The following is an 18,738-nucleotide window of genomic DNA, read 5'->3' as shown; positions in this document are numbered from 1 at the left end:
GTTTAAGGAGAGGGGTTCATTCATGTTAAGAGGTCTGTACACCGCTGCTGCGGGAATGATTACAGAGCAACGCCGCCACGACACTGCTACACAGAATATTGTAAATATGAACACAACGGGATACAAACAGGTGAATAGCGTAAACCGCTCCTTCCCGGAAATGCTCATTACTTTAACGGGCGGGGATGCCAATCTTCCAACAAAGCGGCTGGGCAAACTCAACTCGGGCGTATTCGCTGAGGAAAGCTTATCCATGAATGTTCAAGGCGCTCTTATGGAAACGAAACGTACAAGTGATTTTGCAATCTCATCGAATTTGAGTGTGAATGATCCGCAGACCAATCAACCCATTCGGTTTGATGCTTCCGGCAAGTTTGTACGAGCAGATGGAACGGTCACGTACCAGCCGCAAGCATACTTTACTGTTCGAGATGCACAGGGAAACACGCGTTATACACGTGATGGTCATCTGGATGTTAATGGAACAGGGCAACTTCTCAGCTCTACCGGTTCTCAGGTGCTGGACAGTAATGGGCAACCGGTTGTATTGACAGGTCCTGTGGATCAATTTAAAGTGGATGAGCAAGGCCGCTTTGTTAATGCGGTTACAGGTGTTCCAACAGGCGTTACGCTTGGAATCAGTATTATTGACCAGCCGAATCAGCTTGTTCGTCAAGGTGACGGTAATTTTAGTCTGAATGAAGATAATGGTGCAACGGCTCGGACGATGAATGCTACTGATATTGTGCAGATTCATCAAGGTTATCTGGAAGGGTCGAATGTAGACGCCTCTCAGGCTACCGTTGACATGAATGCGGCATTTCGTGCCTACGAAGCGAACCAGAAGGTCGTTCAGTTCTATGACCGCAGTTTGGAAAAGGCTGTTAACGAAGTTGGTCGTGTCTAACGCCAATTGTAATTGTAACCATATTACCGCGTAGTGATGGGCGATAAGCCCTTTGCGGAGCAAAGCAGGGGAGGTAAAATCACCGCATGAATAATTCCATGATTAGTGCCAAGGTGTCGATGACTGCGATTCAGCAACGGCTGGATGTCATTTCCGATAATATTGCCAACGTGAATACGGCAGGCTATAAAAGTAAACAGGCAAACTTTGAAGATGTACTGACTCGTATACAGCAACAAGATGACAAGTATAAGCAGGATGGGCGTTCGACACCGATGGGGTATAACCTTGGTTTTGGAGCACGTCTGGTCAATCTCACCAGAGATATGTCCCAAGGTAGCATGCAGGAGACAGGTAACCCGACAGACCTAGCTATTGAGGGCAATGCGATGTTTGCTGTTCAGGCAGATGGTCAGAAAGTATGGACACGTCAAGGTGCATTCCACTTTGTGCCCGATATGCGTCCAAAAGCGAATCCGAACGATCCTGACCTGATGGTGCTTGTCAATGGCGATGGGAATTTAGCTCTGAATCGTCAGGGAGAGCCCGTTACTGCTCCGAAAGACAGCACAGTTGCTTTTGATGAGAAAGGTAATCTGCTCGTGCGTCAGGGCAACGGCAACGCCGTAATCAGGGGACAGCTACAGATGGTGGATATTGAGCGTCCTGAAGGACTTGTGCAATTAGCGGACAACCTCTTTGGATTGGGTGCTGGGTTAACCGAGAATGACGTATTCGGGGCTAATGCAGCAACACGTGTACCTCAGGCATCGATCCGCACTGGTTTCCTTGAGCAATCCAACGTAGATATGACACAGGAGATGGCGTTGCTCATGCAAGGTCAGCGGACTTATCAACTGGCGGCACGGGCGCTCACGTCTAGTGATTCCATGGCGGGTCTTGCCAATAATATGAGAGCATAAAGGTGAATGGGATGACAGAAACACAGCAGCAGAACAGCAAGCCGGAGCAGAAGGAAGTCAAGAAGAAAAAGAAGAGTTGGTGGCGCATCGCAAGATGGTTTCTGATTCCGATTTTGCTTGTTCTTGCCCTCGCTGGCGGAATGGTCGCTGGGTATGTGGTACTGGGCAAACAGGATATCGGTTCCGTATGGCAATGGAGTACCTGGAAACATGTTTATGATCTGGTGTTTGCTCCATAAGATAACGAGTTCAGCGAAAACTCCTGCGCAGGCAGGAGTTTTCTTTTTGGTGTTGAAAACAGTATAATGATGGATGACGTTTAACGTCAGAAGAGGCCTCCCCTGCGAAAGACATTGCTTGTCATCGCGAAGAGAGACCCCTTATCTCAACCTTCACTACTGCAGTCATGAAGGATATTACTAGTGTTAACCCTAAAACAACATTTCATACAACATTAAAAATGAAACTCATTTTATATGAGGATCGACTTGATCATGCTCGTTTAATGTTTTCCGCACTACAGTAAGTGGAGGGAAGAGAATTGTTCAAAAGAAGCAAAGCGTTCGCGTTTGTCCCAGAATTTTACCCATTAATAATGGGATCAAAAAAATTCAGGGACAATGGCGGTCATAGAACGATCTCTTTCCGAAACGACGCTATTGCGCCGGCATTATTTGCATGATGGAGAGCCTTCGTATAAACACCCCGAGAGGAGATTAAATTGTGTTAGATATCAAACAAATTCAATCCATTATCCCACATCGCCCGCCGTTTCTGTTGGTGGACAGAATTTTAGAGATGGAGGATGGCAAACGTGCTGTCGGTTTAAAAAACGTAACGATTAATGAACCGTTCTTCATTGGACATTTCCCTGAGTATCCAGTAATGCCAGGCGTATTGATCACAGAAGCGTTGGCTCAGGTTGGCGCGGCAGCTATGCTGAATTTAGAAGCAAACAAAGGCAAAATTGGTTTCTTGGCGGGACTCGACAATTTCCGGTTCCGTGGCCAAGTGGTGCCTGGGGATACGTTGATTCTGGAAGTGGAAATTACACGTCTTAAAGGCTCGATTGGTAAAGGTCAAGCTACTGCCCGCGTGGATGACAAAATTGTCGCTGAAGGCGAAATCATGTTTGCACTGTCAGACCCAAGCTGATACATAGGCATGTATATATCATGCAGATAAGTTGAACAGCTACGTGCATAAATAGAATTTTTATATAGACGGAAGGGGCTTATTGGATATGGAACAGTTAAGCGCAGCAGCAGCCGAGACGTTGCAACAATGGTTGGAGGATGCTTCTATCGATGAAGCAACGAAACAGGAGCTTCGTGATCTAAAGGATCAACCCAAAGAGCTGGAGGAGCGTTTCTACAGAAATCTGGAGTTTGGTACAGGTGGATTGCGCGGTGTTATTGGTGCCGGTAGCAACCGGATGAACAAATATACGGTCGGTCGTGCTACTCAAGGCTTTGCCCGTTATTTGCTGGAGCAGCATGGGGACAAGGAAGGCAAACCTTCGGTTGTCATCGCACATGACTCCCGTCACTTCTCACCTGAATTCTCGCTGGATGCGGCGCTGGTACTGGCGGCTAATGGTATCGTAGCCAAGCTGTATCCATCCCTGCGCTCTACACCACAGTTGTCTTTCAGTGTGCGTCACCTGCAAGCCACAGGTGGTATCGTTGTAACAGCAAGCCATAACCCGCCAGAATACAACGGATACAAAGTGTACAACCATGAAGGCGGACAATTGGTGCCGCATGAAGCAGAGCAAGTCATTCAATACATTCAAGAGGTGCCTTCTCTTGCAGATGTTAAAAAAATGACACGCGAAGAAGCCGAAGCACAAGGTTTGCTGGTTTGGCTTGGTGAAGAAGACGATCAGGCATTCGTAGACACCGTGGCAAGCCGCAGTCTAAGCCGTGAGCTGATTCAATCCGGCATCGGCCGTGATTTCAAAATCGTATATACACCGTTACACGGTACAGGCAATCTTCCGGTTCGCCGCGTACTGGAGCAGATCGGATTCGAACAGTTGTATATTGTCGCTGAACAAGAGCAGCCGGATGCTGAATTTTCCACAGTGAAGTCCCCTAACCCGGAAGAGCGCGAAGCGTTCACACTGGCAATGAAGCTGGGCGAATCCGTAGGCGCAGACATTCTGATCGGTACAGATCCGGATGCAGACCGTATGGGTGCTGTCGTAAAAGACAAGGATGGCAAATATTTCGTCTTGTCCGGTAACCAATCGGGTGCCATTATGGTACACTATCTGCTCAGTCGTCTCCAAGAGACAGGAGCGCTGCCAAGCAACGGTGCAGTAATCAAAACGATTGTAACGAGTGAGATGGGGGCAGTTATCGCTCAGCATTACGGTGCAGAAGTGATGAACACCCTGACAGGCTTTAAATATATAGGTGAAAAAATGAACCAGTTCGAAGCAACCGGAACTCATACTTTCCTCTTCGGATATGAAGAGAGTTATGGCTACCTCTCCGGCAACTATGCCCGTGACAAGGATGCTGTCCTTGCCTCGATGTTGATTGCCGAAGCGGCTGCTTACTACAAGAGCCAAGGCAAGACACTCTACGATGTGTTGCAGGAGCTGTACAACCAGTTCGGATTCTTCCTCGAAAAACTGGAGTCCCGCACGCTGAAAGGCAAAGACGGAGTCGCACAGATTCAGGCGAAAATGACCGACTGGCGTTCTAATCCGCCGAAGGAAGTTGCGGGCATCGCTGTGCAGGATGTGCTGGACTACTCTCTGGGTCTGGACGGCCTGCCGAAGGAAAACGTGCTGAAATTTATTTTGGCAGACGGATCATGGTTCTGCCTGCGTCCTTCCGGTACAGAGCCGAAGATCAAAGTGTACTTCGCTGTGCGCGGTGAGAGCTTGCAAGATGCAGAGAGCCAGATCGAACGTCTGGTTTCGGAAGTTATGTCGCGTGTAGACGCGCAATAAAACAAATGGTACTGTAAGAAAAAGATGCAGAAGGCCTCTCCGCACCGTAAGGTTGGTTGGCGGAGGGGTTTTTCTTTGAAATAAAATGGATCGTGTGCTGGCATATTAGAGAGTGTGTTAACACATGCTGAACGTAAGAATTATAAGAGCAGAACGGGCATTTGGTTCCAACAACTGAGGAGGTACACGTAGTGCGTCAAAAATGGCTTTATTGGAATAACGCTTCCCGGAAGTGGTTGTGGCTCATCGTTATTATTGGTTTGGTGGCGTCCATTCCGGTCATCCGTGACCGGGTGCAGACAGAATCTTCCACGAACAAAGTAGAACTGGTCTTCAACTACCGAGGACTCTTGGATATTTCCGCGTATCAGGCTCACCCGCAAGATTTCATTGATCAACAAATGACACGTCTGAAAGACGCTGGTGTGACAACGATGGCTGTGTTTGAGAGTACACTGGACGAACTCAAAAAAACACGCCGATTGATGGTTTACTCAGGTCAGGATCTTGCGAATATGACCAAAGAAGTGATTCCTTCCAATGCGAACTATACCTATGTATTGTTCACATCTGAAGAGAATGCGCAGACTTATACCCCTATTATTGAACAAACGTTCGCTGAGCGTCAGATCCCGGTTCAACCTTGGGAGTATGAAGGTCGCAGCGGCTTAATATTGCAGACACCGCCGGAGAATGCCAACATGCAGCCGATGCAGCCTGACCCGGTTGCGGTGAAAATGCTGCGTGATAAAGGTTTTCATATTTTACCTCGTATCTCCGACACGGTACCTTACAACCAACAATCGATGGAACGTTTGCTGACCTTCTTCGAAGAGAATGGCGTAACACGTATCCTGTTTGATGGGGATGCAGTGAAAGGGTACAATGATAATGCAGAGATGAAAAGTCTGGATCAGTTTGCCCAGCTCCTGAACAAACATCATATTGGTCTGGCGGCGATTGAAAATCTGAAGAAGCCACAGGCAGGATTCCAGACGCTGGCTTACAAAATTGATTACAACGTAACTCGTCTCTATTCACTAAGCGACTCCGATGCGAATCTGAAAGAAGATACCATTGCCGACCGTTTTGTACTGGCAACCAAAGACCGTAATATTCGCATGATTTATATGAACGCTTCACCGAGCCGGAATACGGCCAAAGCTGAGATCACCGACCCGATCGAAAATCTGATCAAAAGTTTGGGTGAGCCAGGACATGCCGTTGAACGTATGGCCAAACACGGCTTTGAGCTCGGACAAGCTGAAGCATTCACTGTGAAAGATTCGTCTATTCAACGGTATGCGAAGCTGATCGCTCTTATCGGGGCAATTGCTTTGATCACACTGATGGTTTCATATTTTGCACTTGTATTCACCATTGCCGTATTCCTGCTTGGACTAGTAGGAAGCGCGGGTCTGTTCCTGTTGAAACCTACATTGCTGGAGCAAGGAATCGCCTTGCTGGCGGCCATTTCCGCACCAACCATTGCAATGGTACTGGCGGTTCGTACAGTGAATGCAACACAACTGCGTCAACCGGATGCCCCTGCGGGTCGTCGTTTGGCACAGACCCTTGTTTTATATGTAAGAACATCGATCATTTCGTTCGTAGCTGTACCGTTTGTGATCGCATTATTGAATAGCATTACGTACAGCCTGGTTATTAACCAGTTCCGTGGAGTCAGCTTGTTGCACTTCGCTCCGATTGGTCTGGTTGCGATCTATATTATATTCTATCGTGGTTCCGGTTCAATCTCTGTGAAACAAGTGAAAGACATGCTTCGTATGCCGATCAACATTTTGATGGTTGTACTGGCGCTTGTTGCTGCTGCTGTTGGATATTATTATTTGAGCCGTACAGGTAACGCTGGTTCCGTTACACCATTTGAGATGTTCCTGCGTACCACGCTGGAAGATACGTTTGGCGTGCGGCCTAGATTCAAAGAATTTGTACTGGGACACCCGCTGTTTATCGTTGGCGTGTTCGCCGCTTTAAAATACCGTAAAGTGATTTTTGCGCTAATCATCGCCACGATGGGTCAATTGTCTATGGTTGATACGTTTGCGCATATTCATACACCAGCTGTACTGTCACTGATTCGTGGGGTGATGGGACTCGGCCTTGGCTTGATCTTTGGTATCATTGCTGTGGGTGTGTGGCAAGTCGCGGAAGGATGTTGGAAAAAATGGTCACCACTTCTAAAAAGTTAGTCATCTCAGGATACTATGGATTTAACAACAGCGGAGATGAAGCTGTACTGAAATCCATTCTGACTGCCCTCCAAGAAGAGAGCCAGCGGTCCAATGTTACCATTGAACCGATTGTGCTCTCCATTAATCCGGAGTGGACAACCTCGATGTATGGCGTTCGTGCTGTACATCGCATGAAGCTGAAGGAAGTTCGTGAGGCACTGAAGGAAAGTGACGGACTTATCAGTGGCGGCGGAAGTCTGCTGCAGGATGCAACTGGATTGAAGTCCATTCCTTATTATTTGGGTGTGATCAAGCTGGCTCAGTGGTTGAAAAAACCTACATTTATCTATGCGCAGGGTATTGGCCCTGTTCACCGTAAAATCTTTAACCCGATGATCAAATCGGTATTTAAATCCTGTACCTATGTATCGGTTCGAGACGAGCAATCCGCAGACTATCTGCGTCGTCTTGGACTGAAGTGGAATCAGATTCATGTCGTGCCTGACCCAGTGATGGGTTTACCTTTACCGGAGACAGCATCACCAGTCCGGGATGAAGTTGACCCTTCCACTGCTGGGGAACCACCAACTCATGCCAAACTACCGGTGATCGGAGTGTCTGTTCGGTTCTGGGAATCGGATCGTAAGGAATTGACGGCTATTGCGGCTGGATTGAAGAAGCTGGCTACGAAAAAGGCTGTCCATCTGCGCTTTATGCCGTTTCATCTGCCCGATGATGTGCAGGCATCCCGTTTCATTATGGAAATGATTGATGATGTGACAAGCAAAGGTAGTGAAATTAGTATTACGGACGATCTTACTGATCCTCAACAAATGCTGGAGGAAGTCAGTCGCTGTGATCTGATGATCGGCATGCGTCTGCATAGTTTAATCTACGCAGCTTCACAGTATGTCCCACCTGTTGGTATCTCGTATGATCCCAAAATCGATCAGTTCCTGCTTCGACTGGAAAGTGAGCCTGCAGGCAATACCAGTTCACTGGATGGGGATAAATTTGCAGAAACGGTTGCTGGATTGCTGGAACATCGTTCACAATGGTTGAAGCAACATGAAGATCGTATTACTGCATTGAAGCAGGAAGCCGTAGAGCCTGCCAAGCAAATTATTACCTATTTAGGCCGCAAAGGATGAGATAACAATGAGTCAGACCGGATCTATTCCTACCGTTTCCATCTATGGTATCCCCTTTTCCAAACTAACGATGAAAGAAACGGTACAGGTGCTTGAAGAAGCCGTGTTGTCGAAACAGCCGCATCAGGTTATCACTGCCAATCCAATTATGGTTATGGCTGCGCTAGAAAATCCCGCAATTATGAAGGTGATGAAGGATGCGGAGATGATTGTTCCGGACGGAACCGGCGTAGTATGGGCTGCAGGCTACTGCGGGGATCCTGTAGCAGAACGAGTGCCCGGCTTTGAACTTTTACATGAATTGTTGCGGGTTGGAGAAAACTATCGGTGGGGCGTGTATTTGCTTGGTTCGACTCCTGAAGTGATTCAAGAAACGGCAGTTCGGTTACAACAGCAGTATCCGGCTATTCGTATTGTCGGTTATCGCGACGGTTTCTTCGGTTCGGCTGAGGATGAGCAGGTTATAGCTGCGATACAGCAGGCTGCACCTGATCTGTTATTTGTCGCTCGCGGTGCGGATACCCAAGAACCCTGGATTCACAAGCATAAGCATGCGTTGCAAGTTCCTGTCATGATGGGGGTTGGCGGTAGCTTTGATGTGATCTCTGGCAAAAGCAAACGGGCACCTAAACTGTTCCAAAAGTTAAGACTGGAATGGTTCTATCGTCTGCTTCGTGAACCTAGCCGGGCTGGACGGATGCTTGCGCTCCCGAAATTCGCATTGAAAGTGATGCGGGACAAAGAAAACGTGACAAAAGTCCGTTAAAAACAGGTAATTACGAGATAAATGCTTGTTTTTGCTAGAAATTGAGGATAGCTTTTCAGAAATGATCAGCGTATAATTCATTCCGGCACATACGTGTGTCACTCGAATGAAAACATTCTTTGATTGCATTAGGCACTCCCGCTAAAGGAGCTGTTACACTTCATTACTACGATTGCAAGAGAACCTTCGATCGCCCTTATCCCCAAATTTCTATTTATCCTTGTTCAAGGATGAAATTCGGTGATAAAAGCGAACGCTTCGCTTCTACAGGTTTTCCCTTGCACTCTTCGTACCGTGTAACTGTTGCCTCAGAATCAACAATAAATTTTCATCAAAAGTGAAAAACAATGTTTCTTTATATATAGAAAAAGAGAACAGGGGATTTATAATTTTTCTGAAGGTATTATAATTGGGGGTCGAATGTTCAAATGGTAGCGATCTTTATCATTGGATTTCTGGTGTCAATGGGACTTGCTTTAGCTCTTACACCACTTGTTAAAAAGTTCGCAGTCCGCATCGGTGCAATGGATACACCAAATGCGCGTAAAGTGCATACACGTATTATGCCGCGTCTCGGTGGATTGGGTATTTTTCTGGCATTTATTATTACGGTGGCTGCCCTGCTTCCGTTTGTCTCTGCCTGGTTTACAACTCGCGATATGAGTTTTGTCAGTGCATTTCTGGTTGGGGGCTCCATCATTGTGTTGATTGGTGCACTTGATGACCGTTTTGAATTGTCTGCCAAAGTGAAACTGCTTGGACAGATCGTGGCTGCTTCCGTCGTTGTATTTGGATTTAACATCCGCGTAGACTTCGTGAACATTCCGTTTCAGGATGCGTATTCTTCACTTGAAACGTGGGTGTCCATTCCGCTGACGATTCTGTGGATTGTTGGTGTAACCAACGCGATTAATCTGATCGACGGACTGGATGGTCTGGCAGCCGGTGTATCGGGTATTGCTATTGGAACCATTGCAGTGATGTCTTTCCTGATGGGTAATACGATGATTGCTCTGATGTGTCTGGTATTGCTCGGTAGCATTATCGGGTTCTTGTTCTTTAACTTCCACCCAGCGAAAATATTCATGGGAGATACCGGTTCACTATTCCTTGGTTTCTCCCTGGCGATGCTTTCGATGCTTGGATTTAAACAGATTGCAGTCGTATCTTTCATTACACCGCTAATTATTATCGGTGTACCGCTCTCGGATACATTGTTCGCGATTATTCGCCGTGCGGTGCAACGGAAGCCGATCTTCTCACCGGATAAGGGCCACCTGCATCACTGTTTGCGTGAACTTGGATTCAGCCATCGTCAGACCGTACTGATCATCTATGGTATTGCCGCATTCTTCGGTGTACTGGCCATTATTCAGTCTTCGGCAGCAATGTTTGAAGCCAACTGGGTAACCTTCGTTGTGATTTGTATCATGATGTTCTTCCTGCAAGTAGGGGCGGAGGTCATTGGACTTGTAAGTAAAACGAGAAAACCGGTGATCAATTTCCTAATGCGTATGCGCGTGAAGCTTAATCCACAGACCCGCTCGAAATCCTAAAATAAATCAGTTCTTTCCCTGCTATCGTTTAATATTATAATTAGACCCTTGCCTTATCCCGATTGCGGATAAGGCTTTTTTGTTTTTTTTGAGATTTTTACTAAATAATTGGAACCTTTTTGCCGATAAATACTGGTAACTGACTTAAAAAGAGGAGAGATGATACGTAATGCAACAAAGGAAACGGCCGTTGATTTGGATCATGTTGGTCACCATGGTGCTCTCGTTGTTCCCACAAGGTCTATTCGGTGGGTCCGTTGCTTCGGCTGCCAACGCACTGACTACCTACTTTACACCAGATAATACCGCGATTAGTCAAACGGCGGATTTGAACATTGAAGACTCAGCAAATGCTAGATTTTTGACTCGGGATCGAGCTTATCAGACGACCCAAGGGACAATTACAATAACGGGTGCATACGCTTTTGTATCCAAAGATACGATGCGTGTCAAAGTCGAACAGCTTAACTCGGTTAGTGCACCAAGCAACAAAACGAAATGGGAGCCTGATGCTACCCGTTCCAATACCACTGCAGTAACTGCGAGTACGAGCGGTAATAACAACTTTACGGCAAACAACATCACCTTGTTTCCGGGTTTTAACCGGATTACCTTCACAGGAACTCAAGGATCTGTAGAACGTTCAGATACGTTTTATGTGCTATATGATCAGGTTCCATTTATTCAGGATTTCAAAATTTTTACGGACCCAAGTACAGGTTCCAATACATCCTATGGTTTGAATGAAGGTGCGCAGACAGTTGTAAATACACAGTTTGTGTCTGTTCAAGGTAAAGTGCAAAATGCAATTAAAGTAACCGTTTCATTGAATGGCGGAGAAGAACTTGATTCGTCTTTGCTTCAAAACGGAACATTTTTCACGCCGCAATTAAAATTAACAGCGGGCTTGAATAATTTAAAATTTAGAATTGCTAACGGCTCGGATTCTATCCTTACCGAACGTGCAGTTTATTACTACGACAAGGATCAGCCATTCTCTACGCTCAATGTTTCATTAACGAGCGGTGGGACTACAGATACGAAATCGCTACTGAACAATATCCCGACATTCTCGAATGCAGCTACCGAAGCCAAGCTTGAAGTTCAGATGGTGCTTCCTTATATCGCAAGCAATAGCTCTTTTAAGGATTCAGGATCGTTCACAGTCAATGGAACAACGATGACATTCAGCAACGCAACGGAAACCATTATTCCTGGTCCGGACGGGTCAACGCCTGAATACCGAATCGTTACATTCACAACCGATAATGCGTATCCGTTACAAACATCAACCACAACACCAGCTGAAATTTTGAAGAATCAAACGGTTAACGCCGTTGTAGGGCATGGAACATTTAGCTCTGGATATCAAGGGAAGTTTACTTATGCTCCAGGTGTTAAAGCTATTACCAATATGTACTATCTTCCAGATTATAGCGGTGGTGCAGTAACCAATAAAGTACCACTGGACAATGCACAGATTGCTACAGCAGATTTTTATATTATGGTGGATTCTAGCCAAGCTATTGCAGGCGAAATCGTAAAAGGTGAATACCTACCAACCGGAACAACCAAGTTGACAATTGAGGGAGCACCAACGGGAACGAATGCGCCTACCGGTCTTTCAAACAATCAAGCGGTTTACTTGGTGAAAAATGTGGCCAATGGGACGCAGAAAATTCGTTTTTATTATGGAAATCCTGATCCACATTACGATGTTACCGTATCGTATGCTGCCAAAAGCTATATTTACGTAGCCAACTTGTATGATGGACAGAACTATACATTCAATTCAAAAACGACCCAGTCCTTAACGGTCAATGGTGAATTCGTTGGATTCAGTACACTTGTATCTCCTCCATTCACAAGTCAATTATTTGTAAATGGTGTAGCCAGAACTCCTGCTGGTTTCCCGGGCACTAACGGTAAGTTTTCCTTCCCATTGACCATTGGGGGGACGGGAGAACTTGTATATGGGGAGAATACCATCACCATTACAGGCACGGATAAAGACGGTGCAGGTAAGACTAAGGTCATTGAGAAAAAAATCAGAATTTACATTTCAGACAGCAATGTGTCCAATATTGATAAATTCATGCCGGTCCCAGTTCCAACGGATGGTCGTGTGGAATTCAGCAAGGCAGATGTTAGTGTGTACACCCCTGAAGAGATGGTCAATATCTTCAAAGTAACGCCGGACTTCATTATTCGTGATGGAAAGTATGTAACGAGCAAGGATAGATATGACCTGGTGTTTAAGGGCGGCGGTGCCACTATTGCAAATCTGTACTCTGGTTCCAAGCTGATCTACAGCTATCCGATTCCATTAACGGATACAGGAGATCCAAACAAGGCAACTCAAGATGGTCATATTGCTGACTTTGCCGGGAATCAGGATGAATTCATGATTCGGATCCGGAACTATATCTTTGATGCACCAGGTAGTCATGTGTATACATTAGAGCTGATCAACAGCACGGGGGCAAGAACGACACAACGGTTGGAGATCGTAAGAGAACCATCTTCTTATCGTATTCTGTCTCCTGTAGCGACAGTAGGACAACAGATTGTCGTTAACAAGAACTATGTACATTTTGATATTGAGGCTGAAGGTGCAACTCAGGTATTGATTGGCAAGGAAGCGGCTGTTAAACGTCCGGATATGGATAACCGTTTTGTTCTCGACTATGTAGGATTGTCTCCGGATAAGAACAATGCGATCAAAATCCAGATTACGAGAGATGGCGGCAAAATTAACGATACGGTTAACGTATTCTATACAAGCACCGTTGGAGTAGATGCACAGTATATGGCTCCGAAAGTGGCTAACAAATATTCTGCATTTAATAAGAAGCTGGAATTGTCGTTCCCGAAGGGAACCATTCTGCAATCCGCTTCCAAATCAAGCAGTGGTGTAATCAAATTCTACCCTGACAACAAAATTTTGTTTGGTATTGCTGATCCGAAGGACGGCGTACTGGAACGGAAAAATGACTACGGCTTTAATATTGGACAGGCAGATCCACGCAGTACGGGAGGTTTGTCACCAATCACAGTTCCGACTATTTTGACAGAGATGTTTAACTCTAACCTGACGACAAGTAACTTCGTTCCAGTATCCGATACGTATTGGATTAACGGTGGAATTGGTGAACTTGGAGATAAAGGGACAAGCGGATATAAGCCAGGAACAAATGGAGTAACACCGTACTCTCTAGAAGGAAGTTTTACACAATTCCCGACGGAACGGATTTTAGTACCTTCTAACCGAGGTACATTGACTCTTTCCTACGATCCATCAATTGTAGATGAAGTAGGTTCGACCATTAGCGTATTCCGTTACTCCGATAAGAGCAATATCGGACAATGGGAACCGATTGGTGGAGCTGTGGATACGAAGAAACATACCGTTACCGTTTCTTTCGACGAGTTTGGTTATTACAAAGTAATGAAGCAAAGTAAGAGCTACCCGGATATTACAAACCACCCATGGGCAAGAAATATCCTTAATGCTCTGTATTCCAAAGGCATCATGAACAATTTACGCTTTAACGCGTTTGGTGCAGATGATCAGACGACACGTGGGGAGTTTGCTACCCTGCTGGTCAAAGGTTTGGATATTCCATTGAAGTATTCGAATACACAGACCTTCTCAGACGTTTCGCCAACAACCAGAAGCGATACGTGGGATTATGCTTCCATTGAGACAGCAGCCAAAGCAGGGATCATAACTGGACTTAGTGATGGATTCTTTGGTGTGGAAGATCCAATTACACGTGAGCAAGCAGCGGTAATGATCGCACGAGCGATGAGCATGAAGCTTGCTGCGAATGATAGTAAGCTCGCAGGAACATTGTCCAAATCCTTCCAGGATTCTAATCAGATTGAGTACTATGCCCGTCCTTCGGTGCAGGCTGTATCCAAGGCAAAAATCATGGAAGGCAGCCCCGTGCAGGGTAATGCCAAATCATTCCTTTTCAATCCAAAAGGTAACCTGACTCGTGCTGAAGCAGGTAAAATTGCTGTAGAATTGTTCAAGAAAGGTACCAAACTGTTCCCTAAAACGCTAAGCTAATTTATCCGATATGGAAATGTTTTAGGAAGAACCTGTCCCTTTAACAAGAAGGGGCGGGTTCTTTTTATGGGTAAATATGAGATTGTATAGAATGCATTTATAATAGAAGGAAACAGTTTTTTACCAATAACTATTTTTGTAATTTGCTAGAGATTAAGATACAATAGCGTTAAATACACAATGATCTAGAGGGTGAAGTTAGCTTATGAAACCGATTTATTCTAAGGCCCAACTGGGCTACATGAAGGCAAAGACACAGTTTGAGAAGCAGGCAGTCTTTCTGGAGAAAAAACTGGAGGATACACGTAAGACTCAGGAGATCTCTCAGGAAGTAATGGAAGGGCTTGTTCAGACGACCGGCTTCCATGATGCGTATAATAATCTGGTTCTAGCGGAAAACGAATTGATCGAATGGTCTCATACAACAATGAAACATGAGAAGACGTATCGTGAGAACCGTATCGCGATTGATGACATGTATTTGAAACTAAATAGTGATCCCAAAATGCGTGCACAAATTATTGATTTGGCAATGAAAATTCGATAATCTACAAAAACAACACATGAAAGAGGGCCAATGGGCTCTCTTTTTTTATTTTGAATATTGTGGAATTTGTCGCTTCATTGTCATAAACAGCGGGTATAAATAAACGTCCGTCTCATTTCTGAAAACTTCATGTCGCAGATATTAAATCAGTAAAGTGGCGCTGTGACTGGTTTTGAACATACTAGAAACCCGCGCTGCACCACTACAAAAATAAGTTCAAAACTTTTTTTAAAGAAAGCGCAACTTTTCCAAATCTACTGCGTTTAAGATGTAGAGTCAAAAACATTGGGGAACTTACCAAGATTGACCTCGTGAAGAATCTTGTCTATTTATTAGAAAAAATTGCTTTACGGCACGAGAGACCCATTGTATAATACGTAAGGTAGGATTAGGAAACTACTCTATTTACGTGCGATTCTATCATTATTCTAGGTAACAAGTTTCTGTGATATGCTCACAGACATCATTTATATTAACTTGCTCATGACTCTGGAAAGGGGGTGCGACAATAGAATGAGGAACACGAGCGACCCTATTAAAGAAAATTCCAACGTTATGAACACCCAAGGAGGAGAAAAAAAGGTTATGAAGAAAATTTTATCCGTAGCATTGTCTACAGCAATGGCATTCTCAATGTTTGCTTCTGTAGCATTCGGTGATACAGCAGTTTCCCCGCAACAACAATTTGATGCATTGAAAGCAAAAGGTATCTTCGAAGGCTTCCCTAACGGTACAGCTGGATTGGATCAAGAGATGACTCGCGGTCAATTCGCAAAAGTTATCACTAAATTGCTTGGTCTGAAAGAAGTAACTGGCCAATTGTCTTACAAAGACAAAAACTATACAGCTAAAAACTGGGCTGTACCTTACATCGAAGCGGTAACTGCTGCGGGTATCATGCAAGGTAAAGACACAACTAAAAAAATCTTTGACTTCAACGGTAAAGTGACAATCGCTGAAATGGCGACGATCCTTACTCGTGCGCTTGACCTGGAAGTTCCAGCTGAAGTAAACAACAACGCTCCAGAATGGGCTAAAAAAGACGTTCAAGCAGCAATCAACGCTGGTCTTGTAGATGCTAACGCTAACTTCACAGCTAACGCTTCCCGCCAATTGCTGGTAGGTGCAGCTTATGCAGTGGATCAAGCTCAAAGCATCAAAGTTACTTCTTACGAAGTAAGCGAAGCTGGTAAAGTTGTTACTTTCAAAATCAGCGATGGTGAATCCGTTAAAGTAACTTTGGATAAAGCTCTTGAAGCTAACAAAGAAACTGAAGTGAAATTCACTTACAAAGATAAATCTTTCACTGAGAAAGTTACTTATGTAGTAACAGCAGCTCAAAAAGTAGTTAGTGCAACTGCTAACAACCTGAAACAAGTTGTTGTAACATTTGATGGTGATGTTGATGCTGATAGCGCTGAGCTTGAGTCCAACTACACTATCGATGGTTTCAAATTCAAATCTGCTACATTGTCTTCCGACAAGAAAACAGTAACTTTGTTGCTGCCAGCAGAGCAAACATTGACTTCCCAAAAAACTTACAAGTTGAATGTAAGCAATGTTAAAAACTCTGACAAATCCAAAGTGTTCAAAGAGACAGTACAAGTGACTCCAGTTGACACTACTTTGCCAGAAGTTTCAGAAGTTAAAGGTCTCGGAACTAAAGCGTTCAAAGTAGTATTCTCTGAGCCAGTTAAAGCTTCTTCTGTAAACACAACTTCTAACTTCCGCATCGACGGTAAAGCAATCTCTGGATATGTTAACTTCACTTATCCAAGTGTTGCAGTTATCACAACTGACCTGAGCGTTGGTAAACACACATTGACAGTAAATGGTGTTGAAGACTATGCAGGTTACAAACTTCTGCAAAAAGAAGTTGAGTTCGAAGTAGTTGAAGACACTACAGCTCCAGAAGTTGTTAGTGCAAAAGCTACAAACCTGAACAAAGTAGAAATCGAGTTTAACGAGTCCGTTAAATCCGTAAGCAAAGCTTACCACACGTCTTCTGGTAAAACAGGAACTGTTACTGTTGAAGATAACAAAGTAACTGTAAACTTCGAAAACGACAACAAGCTGAGCTTGGGTGAAAACACAATTACTTTGGAAGGTGTAACAGACTACAGCAACAACTCTGCTACTCGTACTTCTAAAGTGACTCCAGTTATCGATACTACTCGTCCAGAAGTAGCTTCTGTAACTGCTGAAGTTTACAACAACAACCACGTAATCACTGTTGAATTCAGCAAAGCTGTTGAAGCTGCTGATGTGTTGAAAACAGCTAACGCTAACTTCACTTTGAAAAACGAAAAAGGCGAACTGGTAACTACTAGAGGCTTCACAGCAGCTGGTCACCCAGTTAACACTCCTAAATTCGTAGATGGTACTGGTAACAAACGTGTACAAATCACTACAATTGGTGAATTGGCACAAGGTAAATACACTTTGGAAATCTCCGGTATCCGTGATATCGCAGCAATTCCAAACACAATGTTGCCATACTCCACTACTGTAGATGTTAGTGACATTGCTAAACCAAAAGTTAACGATGCTTGGTTCGTTCAAGAAAGCACTGGTAACGGATCTTTGCAAGATCTTGATATCTACGTTACATTCAGCAAAGAAATGGCTGTAAGTGGTAACGGTAGTGCAATTGATCCAAACAAATATAACTACCAAATTAATAACGGTCCATTGTTGCCGCTTCCTAACAACACTGAGGTAACTCAAGTGAATGCACAACAAGTTCGCATTACCTTGCCTGCCAAAGAAAATGGATACCTGGGTACTAATGATACTTTGAATCTGCGTATCGCTAATGTTGCTGATACAAAAGATAACTACATCGCTGGTAACGTAGTTTCTACACCTGTTGTAGCTAAAGCTGCAAGAACAATCGGTATTGAATCAGCTAAAGCTGTTTCCGACAAAAAAATCGATGTTCAATTTAATGGATACCTTTCTTCCGTAAGTGCAAGTGACTTCTCGATCAGCGTAACTAATGCAACTTACGGTTTGAAATTGAACAGCGTTGAGACTAAAGATGGTAACACTTTGGCTCACTTCGAAATCACTACTGGTCAATCTTTGGCTGCTGTTCCTACAAATGCAAACTTCACTTCCGTTGTAGCTGCGAACATTCAATCTGTTAGCCCTAACGGAATCAAAGTTGCAGGCGGTCTGAGCCAAGCTTTGACTGATGGTATCGCGCCTAAATTGGCAGACAACAACAACTTCAGCGTAGCTCAAGGTGCTGTTCAAGCTAATGGTAAGAGACAATACACTGCTACATTGACTTTCAACGAAGACCTGAATGTTGCTAACAACACTACTGGCTTCTTGGCTCGTCTTGGCGGATCCGAAGCTACTGTTACTGCAGTTGCTGCTGGTGCTAACGCTAATCAAGTAGTAGTTACATTTGAAGCTGATGGTGCTTCACAATTGGCTGGTTCTTATGTAGAATTGTACCTCAACTCTACAAATGCAACTAACAAATTTGTAACTGACAAATCCGGTAACGCTGCTGATCCTTCCAACGTTTCCGTACAAAAACAGTACTAATTTATAAGCTTCTAGAGAAGACCCTTAGAGAAATCTAAGGGTCTTTTTTTATTGTTGTTTATTTAGAAATGACAACAACATCGTAACTTTCTTCC

Annotated in this window: 12 protein-coding genes; all 12 read left to right on the top strand. The window is 44.5% G+C overall.

Annotated features, from left to right (window positions below; genetic code table 11):
• The first annotated feature begins 22 nt into the window (after positions 1 to 22).
• The 12 genes from ACT89M_RS25625 (at position 23) to ACT89M_RS25570 (ending at position 18,643) form a co-directional block, all read left to right on the top strand.
• Positions 23 to 907 (top strand): flagellar hook-basal body protein, encoded by an 885-nt coding sequence (locus tag ACT89M_RS25625; protein ID WP_154891318.1) that lies wholly within the window; start codon positions 23 to 25, stop codon positions 905 to 907.
• Positions 908 to 993: 86 nt separating this feature from the next.
• Positions 994 to 1,830 carry a flagellar hook-basal body protein gene (locus tag ACT89M_RS25620; protein ID WP_154891317.1) on the top strand — a complete coding sequence of 279 codons (837 nt, stop codon included), beginning with the start codon at positions 994 to 996 and terminating at the stop codon, positions 1,828 to 1,830.
• Positions 1,831 to 1,841: 11 nt separating this feature from the next.
• Positions 1,842 to 2,069 carry a DNA-directed RNA polymerase subunit beta gene (locus ACT89M_RS25615; RefSeq protein ID WP_221791282.1) on the top strand — a complete coding sequence of 76 codons (228 nt, stop codon included), beginning with the start codon at positions 1,842 to 1,844 and terminating at the stop codon, positions 2,067 to 2,069.
• 484 nt (positions 2,070 to 2,553) lie between these two features.
• A complete protein-coding gene (gene fabZ / locus ACT89M_RS25610; protein WP_090922893.1) occupies positions 2,554 to 2,985 on the top strand; it encodes a 3-hydroxyacyl-ACP dehydratase FabZ in 432 nt (143 codons plus the stop codon).
• 88 nt (positions 2,986 to 3,073) lie between these two features.
• Positions 3,074 to 4,795, top strand: coding sequence for a phospho-sugar mutase (locus ACT89M_RS25605; protein WP_154891316.1), 1,722 nt, complete (start codon positions 3,074 to 3,076; stop codon positions 4,793 to 4,795).
• A gap of 191 nt (positions 4,796 to 4,986) precedes the next feature.
• Positions 4,987 to 7,008, top strand: coding sequence for a DUF5693 family protein (locus ACT89M_RS25600; protein ID WP_308722728.1), 2,022 nt, complete (start codon positions 4,987 to 4,989; stop codon positions 7,006 to 7,008).
• Positions 6,984 to 8,141, top strand: a complete 1,158-nt coding sequence (csaB, locus tag ACT89M_RS25595) for a polysaccharide pyruvyl transferase CsaB (RefSeq protein ID WP_154891314.1) — start codon at positions 6,984 to 6,986, stop codon at positions 8,139 to 8,141. Before ACT89M_RS25600 ends, csaB begins: the two co-directional genes overlap by 25 nt.
• 7 nt (positions 8,142 to 8,148) lie before the next feature.
• Entirely contained in the window at positions 8,149 to 8,907 is a 759-nt protein-coding gene (locus tag ACT89M_RS25590) for a WecB/TagA/CpsF family glycosyltransferase (protein WP_154891313.1), read from the top strand.
• Between the two features lie 428 nt (positions 8,908 to 9,335).
• Complete coding sequence (locus ACT89M_RS25585) at positions 9,336 to 10,463, top strand: glycosyltransferase family 4 protein (RefSeq protein ID WP_090922903.1); 1,128 nt, start codon at positions 9,336 to 9,338, stop codon at positions 10,461 to 10,463.
• A gap of 190 nt (positions 10,464 to 10,653) precedes the next feature.
• Complete coding sequence (locus ACT89M_RS25580; protein ID WP_487344885.1) at positions 10,654 to 14,538, top strand: S-layer homology domain-containing protein; 3,885 nt, start codon at positions 10,654 to 10,656, stop codon at positions 14,536 to 14,538.
• A gap of 205 nt (positions 14,539 to 14,743) precedes the next feature.
• Entirely contained in the window at positions 14,744 to 15,085 is a 342-nt protein-coding gene (locus ACT89M_RS25575; protein WP_090922908.1) for a hypothetical protein, read from the top strand.
• 585 nt (positions 15,086 to 15,670) lie between these two features.
• The gene (locus tag ACT89M_RS25570; protein ID WP_308722730.1) at positions 15,671 to 18,643 is read left to right on the top strand and encodes an S-layer homology domain-containing protein; all 2,973 of its coding nucleotides are present in this window, start codon (positions 15,671 to 15,673) and stop codon (positions 18,641 to 18,643) included.
• The last annotated feature ends 95 nt before the right edge of the window (positions 18,644 to 18,738 follow it).

The sequence above is a fragment of the Paenibacillus sp. NN59 genome, assembly GCF_057597225.1.
The sequence above is the reverse complement of the archived record's forward strand: the minus strand, read 5'-3'. Positions and strand labels throughout refer to the sequence as shown.